The organism is Aquirufa nivalisilvae (assembly GCF_004307455.1).
GTDB lineage: Bacteria > Bacteroidota > Bacteroidia > Cytophagales > Spirosomataceae > Aquirufa > Aquirufa nivalisilvae.
Genome location: NZ_SEWX01000001.1, coordinates 603582 through 615187, shown reverse-complemented (window position 1 = coordinate 615187; position 11606 = coordinate 603582). Strand labels below are relative to the sequence as shown.

Annotated in this window: 10 protein-coding genes; 7 read left to right on the top strand and 3 right to left on the bottom strand. The window is 37.9% G+C overall.

Annotated features, from left to right (window positions below):
* The first annotated feature begins 86 nt into the window (after positions 1 to 86).
* Positions 87 to 740, top strand: coding sequence for a Crp/Fnr family transcriptional regulator (locus EWU22_RS02720; RefSeq protein WP_130924309.1), 654 nt, complete (start codon positions 87 to 89; stop codon positions 738 to 740).
* A gap of 296 nt (positions 741 to 1036) precedes the next feature.
* Here EWU22_RS02720 and EWU22_RS02715 read toward each other — a convergent pair whose 3' ends face one another.
* On the bottom strand, positions 1037 to 1921 hold the full coding sequence (locus EWU22_RS02715) for a YitT family protein (protein ID WP_130924308.1): 885 nt from the start codon (positions 1919 to 1921) through the stop codon (positions 1037 to 1039).
* Between the two features lie 393 nt (positions 1922 to 2314).
* Here EWU22_RS02715 and EWU22_RS02710 point away from each other — a divergent pair, with 393 nt between their 5' ends.
* The 6 genes from EWU22_RS02710 to EWU22_RS02690 all read left to right on the top strand — a co-directional run bounded on the left by EWU22_RS02710 (position 2315) and on the right by EWU22_RS02690 (position 8750).
* Entirely contained in the window at positions 2315 to 2815 is a 501-nt protein-coding gene (locus EWU22_RS02710) for a heme-binding domain-containing protein (RefSeq protein ID WP_109321852.1), read from the top strand.
* Between the two features lie 142 nt (positions 2816 to 2957).
* The gene (locus EWU22_RS02705) at positions 2958 to 4100 is read left to right on the top strand and encodes a glycoside hydrolase family 88/105 protein (protein ID WP_130924307.1); all 1143 of its coding nucleotides are present in this window, start codon (positions 2958 to 2960) and stop codon (positions 4098 to 4100) included.
* 6 nt (positions 4101 to 4106) lie between these two features.
* A complete protein-coding gene (locus tag EWU22_RS02700; RefSeq protein WP_130924306.1) occupies positions 4107 to 5819 on the top strand; it encodes a hypothetical protein in 1713 nt (570 codons plus the stop codon).
* Positions 5820 to 6050: 231 nt separating this feature from the next.
* Positions 6051 to 6200, top strand: a complete 150-nt coding sequence (locus tag EWU22_RS13190) for a hypothetical protein (RefSeq protein ID WP_161566774.1) — start codon at positions 6051 to 6053, stop codon at positions 6198 to 6200.
* 4 nt (positions 6201 to 6204) lie between these two features.
* Positions 6205 to 7581, top strand: a complete 1377-nt coding sequence (locus EWU22_RS02695; protein WP_130924305.1) for a class I SAM-dependent methyltransferase — start codon at positions 6205 to 6207, stop codon at positions 7579 to 7581.
* Positions 7582 to 7586: 5 nt separating this feature from the next.
* Positions 7587 to 8750: a hypothetical protein gene (locus tag EWU22_RS02690; protein WP_130924304.1), complete on the top strand. Its 1164-nt coding sequence runs from the start codon at positions 7587 to 7589 to the stop codon at positions 8748 to 8750.
* On the opposite strand, the gene EWU22_RS02685 is transcribed toward EWU22_RS02690, so the two are convergent.
* Together EWU22_RS02685 and EWU22_RS02680 are read right to left on the bottom strand one after the other, a co-directional pair.
* Positions 8747 to 10126 carry a sulfatase family protein gene (locus EWU22_RS02685; RefSeq protein ID WP_130924303.1) on the bottom strand — a complete coding sequence of 460 codons (1380 nt, stop codon included), beginning with the start codon at positions 10124 to 10126 and terminating at the stop codon, positions 8747 to 8749. The genes EWU22_RS02690 and EWU22_RS02685 overlap by 4 nt on opposite strands.
* 2 nt (positions 10127 to 10128) lie before the next feature.
* Entirely contained in the window at positions 10129 to 11595 is a 1467-nt protein-coding gene (locus EWU22_RS02680) for a sulfatase family protein (protein WP_130924302.1), read from the bottom strand.
* Positions 11596 to 11606 lie beyond the last annotated feature (11 nt).

Sequence of the window (11606 nt, the reverse complement as noted above, 5' to 3'; positions counted from 1 at the left end):
CTCGTTTTTTTTTACCCTCAAAAAATTGTAGCCTCATTCCTTTTTATTTAAAGGATTTAGCCATTACATTTAAGGTAATTTGTGATATGTCCATCCATTTACAATGGCAATCACCAGCTAGTTTCTTATCTTCTACCATGGTTTCACCAACTCCAAAGAACCTATATAGTCTGATATTTTTCAATTCCATAACTCCTATTTCTAAGGATTTAAAAGAATATTTATCGGCTAACATGAAAAGTCATAGTTTCAAGAAAGGAGAGTTCATTTGCCAAGCAGGGGAACCATTTAGCCATTTACATTTAATCAAAAAAGGCTTGGTTCGCGGTTTTTACCAACATGGTCCCAAGGAAATAACCCAGTGGGTCGATTGGGAAAATCATGTTTTTACTTCTGTGGGTGGATTCTTCATGAGGACTCCATGTAAAGAAAATATTCAAGCCATCGAAGCCACGCAAACGGAATCGTTACATTTTGATGATTTACAATATTGTTTGAAACACTTCCCAGATATGTCCACCATATATCGGGCACTCTTTGAATTTTATCTAGTTTCTGCCGAAGAAAGAGTCTATATTTCGCGTATTCCAAGTGCTAAAGACCGATATGAGGCATTTTTAGCCTCTGGATATGCAGAAAGTATTTCAAGAATTCCCAATAAATACATCGCCGAATTTCTCGGAATTAGACCAGAAACCTTAAGCCGACTAGCCCAAGATTATCAAGCTATCCCGCAATAAGACAAATTCATTGAAAATTGACAATTGTCAAGTGGAACTATGAATTTTAAAAATAATTGAATACAATTCAAATCGTTTGATATAATTTCGAAGAACAAACAACACAACTACCTTAAATGGTTAGTTGCTCCGTGTTCTTAATAAATAAATAAAAAAGGAATTTCTTTCTATCTGACGATCAAAGTCCAGCCAGCGAAGTTTATTCCTTTTTTTATGTCAAATTAGGGCAAATCTATTGCTAAACAAGAAAGTTATCCCTCTTTTCTAGATTCTATCTCCCTTCTATTTTTGAATTTCTAGTGTTTCAATGGCCTCTGTTTGATCATTCCGCCTTTGGTATCTTTGACACTGGACATAACAACAAATGCCTCTTTATCGATTTGCTCAATAGCATTATTCAGTCGATTTAACTCCAGTCGTGTAACAATCGTATACACAATATCCACATGCTCAGATTCGCCTTTTTTGCCATATCCCTTTTTTCCTGAATATACGGTAAAACCTCTACCCAACTCCTTTTGAATCATTTCCTTAATGGCAGCATGCTCCGTAGAAATGATAGTCACCCCCATATATTCCTCAAATCCCTCCAAGAAAAAATCCAAGGTTTTGGATGCCGATAAATAGGTAACCATCGAATAAAGGGCTATTTCAACGGATAAAAAATAGGTAGCCGCTAAAAATATACAAGCATTTAAAGCAATAATGATATCTCCAATCGTTGTTCCCAATCGCTTACTTAAATAAATGGCCAACACTTCCGTTCCGTCAATCACCGCCCCACCGCGAATGGTCAAACCTATCCCTGCTCCCAGAAAAAATCCTCCAAATAAGGCTACCAACAAATTATCACTTGTTACATCTGGAAACGGGACAAATGCCACAACAGCTGCTAAGCCTGAAATGGCAAAAGCTGTCTTGATAGCAAAAGTCTTACCCATCACCCGCAATCCAAGAAGTACAAAAGGAATATTAATGATAATCAATAAAAATGCTAGCGGTAATTTCGTTACGTTCGTTAACAATAACGATATACCCGTAGCTCCTCCATCAATAAAATGATTGGTCAACAAGAAGCCCTTAAAACCAAATGAGGCAGAGAATATTCCAAGAGTAATGAGAATGAGATCCTTTAAAAAGGATATATTCCGGCTTTTGACAGTACTATTTTTATTTGGCATAGGCTAATCATTTTGAACAACAGGAGAAATATCCAAATTTGATGGACATTCAATAAGTTAACTACGAATTCCAATCATGCGTTCCATTTTTACTATGCAAATCCATTTTAGTATGACTGTAAAATAGAAATTCATTCTTGATGGATGTGACACTTATCGACATAATTAGATATAACACTAAATATCTAATTGATTATATAAAAGACATAATCTTCCGTAGATACCCAAATTCTAAAGAATTTTCTGAAATGTCAACGCCTCTGCCCCTATATTATTCTTTCGAAACTAATTTTATTTACCAGAAAATACACGACTTGAGTATAATTGGGGGAAAAATTCACAATTTTCTTTAATTTAGATGAATAAGAACCCGAGTCTAATCCCACAATACCCATGAAAAAGAAAATTCTAATTGCCCTAATCGTACTATTGGTTGGTATACAATTTATCCATCAAGAAAAAAATGAAACTAACGATGAGACATATGCCATCTCTACGAAATACTTAGTTCCTGAAAACGTCAATCATATTTTACAAGTAGCATGTAACGACTGCCATTCGAATAAAAGTACCTATCCATGGTATAATAATATTCAGCCAGTTGGATTTTTCTTAACACATCATATCAATGATGGGAAGAAACATTTAAACCTTTCCACTTTCACCAAATTACCTATTGCGGTACAAAACCATAAATTGGAAGAAATTGCAGAGACAGTAGAAGAAAAAGAAATGCCATTGGAATCATATACCTATTTGGGACTACACAAGGAAGCTAATCTCAGCAAAGAACAGAGGGAAGTTTTAATCACTTGGGCTAAAGCTCAAATGGATAGCTTAAAGGCGCATTACCCAGCTGATAGCTTGGTAATGAAAAAGAGAAAACAATCCTAACAATTTTGGCTCATATAACTATTTATATGAATTTTTGCACAGAATAAAGGATATAAATTTCTATCTTGAAGGGAAAATGTTTGGCTTCACCACCATCATTTTCCCTTTTTTTGCTCTAGACCTTTTAAATAATGATTAAGCGATGAGAAAATGTCTTTTCTTCAGTATTCTCCTATTTTTTGCAGTCTTCCCCATTCAAGCCCAAACTTGGATTGATTCCTTAGACCGATATGGCAGAGAAGTATATATGCCCGCAGAAAAATACGTCTGGGATTGGGGTCAAGCAACTTTTCTGAATTCATTAATTCATTTATACCAAACAAAACCGGCATCTGAGAAGTCCCAATACCTCCAATACATTCGGACAGCTATGGATAAAACATACGATGTCGCTAATGGAAAACACCCTAATGCCATCGCCTCTGGGATAGGAATGGCTTTTTTAGCACGCGTAACCAAAGAAGAAAAATACAAAATAAAAGCTCAGGCCATTTACCAAGATTACCTAAATGCGCCAAGATCCAAAAACGGTGGAATTTCTCATCGGACAGAAACCGTCGAATTATGGGACGACACGGTCTATATGCTCAACATGTTCCTAATGGAAATGTACCGCGCCACGGGCGAAGAAAAATACCTAGCCCACATGTACGCTCAAATTAAAGCTCACAGCCAATCCTTAGCAAACCCAGAAACCGGGCTTTGGGTACATGCCTGGGATGATGATGAACAAGATTATGATGATGGCTGCAGTGTGGTAGGGTGGCCCGACAAAAAGACTCGAAAAAGCAGCGAATATTGGGGACGGGCGAATGGCTGGGTCACCATGACTTTAGTTGATGTACTTAGCAACATTAGTCCCAAATCCAACTATTATGAGCCGTTAAAAAACGAGTTTTTGGCCATCATACGAACCTTGCCTTCTTTACAAAACAAACAAACCGGTCATTGGTATCAACTCTTACTATATCCTCAGGATGCCAAAAACTGGGAAGAAAGCTCGTGTACCGCCATGTTTGCCTATTCTATGTCCAAAGGCATTGAACTTGGTTTACTAAGTTCCCAAGAGTATTTACCCTCCATACACCTTGCTTATCAAGGTTTAAAAAAATATAGTTTAGTTCAACCCAAAGGCTCCTATTTATGTCCCAGTCGAGTTTCTGGAGGAACATGCGTAGGGATGAAAGACTATTATTATGGAAGACCCATCGTAGAAGGTCAAGGTTTTGGCATTGGTTCATTTATCATGTTTGCCCTAGAATATCAAAAAATTTCTCATAAGTAATTTCCTATGAAAAGAAGAAAATTTGTACAAATTGGGGCCATGAGTTTAGGAACTTTATCCAGTGCTCAATGGGCTTATGGGACTAAGCTTAAAGTAGAAAAACCCGCTTGGCTAAGTAAAATCATTCAACAAAATGACCAAGATTTTCCTCGCTATGAAGCGCTTCGGATTACGGACCTTAAGCACCACTATTTTGGAGGCTTCCGCGATGGAGATGACATTCCTAATCCACAAACCACAGGCTATTATATTGTAAAAGTAGCTTGTGCAGTTATTAGCCCTGAGTCTAGTCTTTTCGAATCAAAAGCCCATGTTGAAAAAGCTATACAGGCATGTCAATGCTTGCTAAAAATGCAGCATACAGATGGCACCATTGACTTACTAAGTACCAATTTTCACTCGCCACCAGACACGGCATTTAGTGTCGAAAAGCTAAGTGTCGCTTATGTTTTATTACAAAAAAACAATGTAGATAATCGCTATTCGAGCCTAATGAACCCCTTAGAAACGTTTTTAAAGCGCTGCGGGGAATCGTTGGTGGTGGGTGGTGTCCATACTCCCAACCATCGTTGGGTCGTTTCAGGTGCTTTGGCCAAACTATATCAAATCTGGCCAGACCCAAGGTATAAAGCCCGAGCCGAACAGTGGCTGCAAGAGCATATTGATTTAGATCCAGATGGACAATACACCGAAAAAAGTGCAGGTATCTATTCGGCTATCATCAACAAAGCGCTCATTTCAATTGTCCATGGATTTAAGAAAACAGAGCTACTAGATGCGGTTCGAAAGAATCTAGAAATGACTTTATATTACGTCCATCCTAATATGGAAGTTGTCACAGATGCCTCGAACCGACAAGACAAAGGCGGCATTAATATGTTTGAAAATTACTACTATGGGTTCCGATATTTGGCCATTTTAGATAAAAATCCCCGATTTGCTGCCATGTGTCGTCTCATTGAAAAAGCCTATTTCCCTAGGATTGGCACGCATATAGAAAACTTTTTGGATGAACCCTTTTTATGGCAAGAACTACCCGCAGGAAATAGCATTCCTACCAACTACGTTAAATCATTCCCATATTCTGGATTAGTTAGAATTAGAAGAGATCAATGGGATTCCACCATCTTGATCAATAATCCTAATTTCCTGACTTTTCATCATGGAAATGCCATTTTGCAAGGACTTCGATTAGCTGCCTCATTTTTCGGAAAAGGTCAATTTCAATCCAATGAAATCAAGCAAGTAGGAGACACTTGGTTACTTCAACAAAAATTAGATGGCCCTTATTTTCAACCACATAGCAAAGAACAAATCGACCCTAGTGGAGATTGGGAAAAAATGCCTCGAAGTAATCGCAAACAAAGTGAAATTCAATACTTAGAAACAAGCATACAAATAAAGGAAACTCCTACTGGATTAAGTGTCGACATTGACATGAAAGGAACCGACGGCGTTCCTGTAAGTCTAGAGCTAATCTTTCGGGGTGATGGAAAATTCGAAGGAGTTATGCCCAGTGGAAAGGAAAGCAATGCATATCTATTGAAAGAGGCGGAAGGAAAATACATTCTAGGAGAAGATCGTATTCTTTTTGGACCAGGCAAAGCAGAACATAAGGCCATTCATCTAAGAGGAGGCTTACCTTTTGCACAAGCACCTTCAGTTTATATTACGGGATTCACCCCATTTAGACATCAGCTAACCATAAGTTCCAAGTAATAGACTGGATCTGAGTCTATTGAACATCTATTATGGATATTCACTAAAGAGAGATTCTCTGTTATAATGCTTCTATTCAATGAATTAAGCCAATTATCCCCTTTTTGCTTCCCAAAAGGTTAGAATAGACCAATCCGTGAATTGTGAAGATTATCGACAAGACCTGTTCGTATATATCACATAATTTTGCAGAAATATATCGATCTAAACTCAAAAACCAGATAATAACTCATGTCAACTCTATTATTATACATAGACCCTAGCTCAGGCAGCTTATTCTTCCAAGCCATTTTAAGTGGATTATTAACCGTGATCCTTTTCTTTTCAAACATGAAAATTTATGTTTCTTCTCTTTTTCGTCGAATGATGAATCGTAAATAACAGCATGTTTGAACTGCCTCCATATTCATATAAAGATCCAGCAGCAGTAGTCATCAAAAGAGAGGGAGAATTCCATCGTTTAATACACCAACAATATATTTCAGAATACCAGCATTTGATGGAGTCTGGTCTATATCAAGAATTAACGGATAAGAATCTCTTAATTCCTCATGAGGAATTTCCTGGCACAAAATTACCAGATGGCTACGTAAAAGAGTTAAAACCTGTGCAGCTCGACTACCACATTTTACCTTTTGAATGGTCATTCAGCCAATGGAAAAAATGCATTATTGCCTATTTACAAATTAATCAAATAGCGCTACAATACGGTATGGTATTGAAAGATGCAACACCTTATAATTTTTCCATGTTCCGAGGAAATGCATTACTATTTGATACCAGTTCTTTTATATTTTTCAAAGACAAAAGTCCTTGGATTTCCTATCGTCAATTTTGTGAGGAGTTTCTTGCGCCATTTACTTTGATGAAGTTTAATGGAAGTGCTTGGTCAAGAATTTATCGGTCTCATATCAAAGGCTTGCCATTGGAATTTGTTAGTAAACAATTGCCCATTTCATCTTATTTCTACCCTAGCATTTTAGTTCATCTCCATTGGCACAGTCGGTTTCAACCACAAGATCATGCTGAGAACAGAGAAAAAAACTTAAGAAAAGGATTTTCAAAACAATCGTTACTATCTCTATTCAAATGGATAGAAAAATCACTCCTTAGCTGGGAAAAACCTTATCAATTTAACACGCATTGGTCATCCTATTATGAAAAGTCCATTGAATCTCCCATCTATTTAAAACACAAAAAAGAACAGATTGAAAGTTGGATTAAACAAACTAAACCTCAATCTCTAAGTGATTTAGGGGCAAATAATGGGGAGTTTAGCCTCATTGCAGCATCCCATGTGCCTAAGGTAATCGCCATAGAAAGTGCGAGTAATTGCGTGGATGACTTAGACACCTTGCTTACTAAGCATGCTACTAGTAACATCTATCCTGTAGTAGCGGATTTAACCCAAATGAGTCCAGACCTCGGAAATAATTTTCAAGAATTCTCCAACTTAGCTAAACGCGGAAAATCTGAGATGACATTAGCTCTTGCCGTTGTACACCATTTATGCATCACAAATCATTATTCCATTTCTCAAGTGATATCGCTTATTGGGTTATTTTGTCAAAAATACCTTATCGTTGAATTTGTCCCCTTAGAAGATTCCAAAGCACAAACACTCCAAAAGCAAATGGGAATGACATTCCCAAACTATCATTTAGATGCATTTAGAAGTGAATTAGCCGTGAATTTTGATATTAAACAGGAAGTAAATTTAGAGGATTCGACTCGAACCTTATTTTTGGCAATAAGAAAGTAAATGGCATGAATCCCCAACAGATTAAAACCATTCGAATCATCATTTTCCTATTTCTAGCTTATACCTTTTTTCAGTATTTGCTAGAACAATTCCAAGGAATGAATGGCCATATCCTGATTTTACCTCTCCTTGCATTCGCTTGGTATATCAACCAGAAATACGCTTTAGAATACACTTTGTGTTTTCAATTGGCCCTTTTCCCCATTGCAGTAGATGTCCTTTTTTTTGACTATCTCCTCCCACATTTACCTACATTTTTACGTCTATTTCCTTACAGAACATTACTTTTTAGTTCCATTTATCTCCTATTTATTGGTTGTATTCTTCATTTCAAGTGGCTAAAAACGGCAACTGCTATATTTTTCATTGGCGTCATTTTCACTTTTCAAACTCTTCCGTACTCCCTTTGGAAAGCTTATCAATATGACGCGCATGTCCAAGCATTTCGCTCTCCCATCATTGATCAATTAAAGCAATGGAAAGAGGACAAAAAAGATATTTATCTCATTTGTTTAGATGGGTATCCTGATTTAAACCAACAAAAAAACCATTGGAAATCACAAATTGACGATATTTTAAAAAGTCATCATTTTATCCAACAACCGATTAATGCCCAAATAGCTTATACTCCATGTTCAATCAGACAATACTTAAGCCTGGAATATTGTCCTCAAGAGTTTACGGCTCTCAATAGCGCTTTGTTGAAAAACCATATTACGAATTACTTACATCAAATTTTTCCTAAAAATTGGCAAATCGGATTGCATAGCATCCTGTTTGAACCCAGTAGTGCGTCCATTTTTTTTGCTGTTTTTCCTAAACCTCGCGTGAACAGAATTGTGGAAAAATCATTTCAAAACCTATTTCCCGATGAAAATGTAATTGGCAGTCCATCCTATTTCGCTCATTACCATCAGCAATTATTCCAGCAGGTTCATTCCGGAAAACTGCATCTAGAATTTTTACATTTCCTGAGTTTTCATCATGTGATGAATCATGATACCGTGTACCAGCACCAAATAAATGAAGCGGATCTGTATGCAAAAAATATGATTCAACGATTGGAAGAAAAGGATCCTCAAGCACATGTCATCGTGTTTTCTGATCACGGAGAGAGGGGTCAAAAGGAATTAGATCCCTTAAAAAATATTTTTTACTTAAAAGACTAATTTAATCGCTTGCTCTCCAATTCAGCCACTTTTTGATCCAATTTTTGTCGCATGAGCGTCAATATATCTCGGTATTTTGAAACAGAAGCTACATTCTTTTTCTCCAAAGGATCTTGCTTCAAATCATACAATTCTTCTCGATCCAAGTGGTCTCGATAACGGAAATACTTCCAATGTTTGGATCGAATTCCTTCACTTGAAGCAATAATTTTTACCTTCCAAAGGTGTTCTACCAAAAAATCCTTTCTCGATTTGGCAGGTCTTTCCCCATGTCCATAAGAAGCCAAATTTTGTCCTTGCCAAGTACTTGGAATCGACAAGCCTGCGAATCCAAAGATGGTAGGAGCTATATCGATATTTAATACTTCATCCTGAATGTCTTGGTGTTTGGGATTCCTTGGATCATATACGATCATTGGTACACGAAGCGAATTATCATACATCAACCATTTCCCTGCCAACTGTCGCTCTCCCAAAAAATAGCCATTATCTCCCATCACAATAATGATGGTATTCTTGTCCAAACCCTTTTCTACCAGCATTTTTCGAATCTTCCCTATTTCCAAATCTACACCCGATATCATTCGGTAATAGCCTTTCACACTTCTTTGGTATTTTTCAGGAGTATCAAATCGCCAATGCCAGCGGGTTCTATTCTCTCCTGTTCGCACATATTCTGGTTGTGCTAAAAAGTCCGCATCGGTGGCCATGATAGGCGGGGCTATTGTCACGTTTTGATATAAATGATCTACTTCTGGTTGCCAAAAATACTGCAGCTCTGAGGGGTCGTGAGCATGAGGGGCGGAGAAGCTAAGTGATAAACAAAAAGGCTTATCGCTCGGCACTTGTGCTATAAAATCCATAGCTTTTTGGCCAGTATACCGACTTAAATGCACCGAGTCTTTTCCTAAAGTCTTATAAAAATAACCCCGATAATCCTTCAACTTATCATCCCGATCATAACTTTCTCCTTGATCAAATAAAGAGGCAAATGAGGCATATTGTATTCCAAACTTGCCATAAAATCCAGTATAATAACCTGCTTTTTTCAACAAAGCTGGATAAGATTGAGCTACATAGGCCTGCTTGATGTCACCTTGTCCAAACGTATATTGATGCGTTCTTTCATACATTCCTGTGATGATACTCGCCCGACTAGCTGCGCAAATAGGCGTGGTCACAAATGCGTTTTTAAAGTAAATACCCTTTCGGGCCAAATCATCCATGACAGGCGTTTGGATCACTTTATTTCCAGCATAGCCCAAAGCATCCCATCGATGATCATCCGTCAAAATGAAAATGATATTGGGTTTTTTTGTTTGAGATATTCCCCAAAATGGTAGCCATAACAAGACAAAAATGATCCAGCTTTTCATGTTTATTTCGTGTTTTGAGGATAACCTGTGGACAAATCCTTGATCGGAATTCCTTGATAATTGACCTTTTGGTAAGGAACTGTTTCGGTTTCATCAATCAAATAATTCCATTGTTTGACATAAGATAGGCCCGACTTGAACTCGTCTTTTCGTTTTCTCAACTCCGCCTGCAAAGCCATTTCCATCTGGCTTTGAACCTCCCTAACCTTGGTTTGATTGACCAAATTAGTCAATTGAAAGGGGTCGTTTTTGTTATCGAATAAAAGCCATGGCCCTTGTAAATCTTTGACATAGGTATATCGATTAGATACTAAACCACGGTATTCCCGTCCACCTTTAGTTCTTGGCCATTGGCCAAAAGGCTGTACGCAAGAAATCAGCGTATAGCTAACATCATCTTTTTTCTTGCCTGTCAATATGGAAGAAAAATCCCGACCTTCCACCGTTTTAGGCACTTTCATCCGAGTCAAACCTAAAAGTGTTGGCATGATATCAGGTGTATTCAATAAGACATCCAGCTTTTTTCCTTTCTTTCCGAAAACCTTAGGATAATGCAATAGAAATGGCACTCGAATACTTTCTTCATAAGGCTGTTGCTTGTTCCAAGCCCCATGTGAACCTAATAAATCTCCATGGTCAGAAGAGAATACCAGGATGGTGTTTTCATCTAATCCTTGGTCTTTCAGTGCCTGCCACATTTGACCTACACAATCATCAATCGCTGTCATGTGGGCATAATAACCTCGTGCATCTTTGATGGCCTTCTCTCTGTTTTCTTGGGGTACATTATCTCGCAACTTAATTTCTACATTTTCGTACATGTTACGGTACTTCTCAGGAGCGGTTTGGTAGGGATCATGAGGAGAACCGATGGAGATAAACAACATGAAAGGCTGGGAAGATTTCGACTGAGCCTTTAAGTACTTCACAACATCCTCCGACTGAGCAATGGCATCATAGCTTTCCCAGGTTTTTTTGACAGGAGAATCCCCTGAATAATACTCCGAATGGTTGTAATCATGGGTGCATTCCAAAGCCTTCCAATAGTCGAAACCTTGTCGGCGCGATACCGGAATATACGAACTCCGACCATGTCCATCCATGTGCCATTTACCGATATATGCCGTCTGGTAACCTGCTTGCTTATATGTTTTGGCAATGGTGGTACTATTGGAATCCAACAAAACATCATTCATGAAAACCCCATGCGTTAGGGGGTATTGACCGGTAATTAATGAGGCGCGATGAGGGGAACAAACAGGCATACCGGAAACCGTTTTTCGCAAATTGAGGCTTTCCTTTTCTAATTGATCCAAATGAGGTGTTTTCACCACTTGATCCCCCGCATAACCTATGGATTGTGCCCTCCATTGATCCACCAAAATGTAGAGAATATTGGGCTTTTTAGATTGGGCTGGCAGGGAGAAATATCCGAGCAAAGAAAAGAAAAGGAGTAGTTGTTTTTTCATGTCTTGGATAT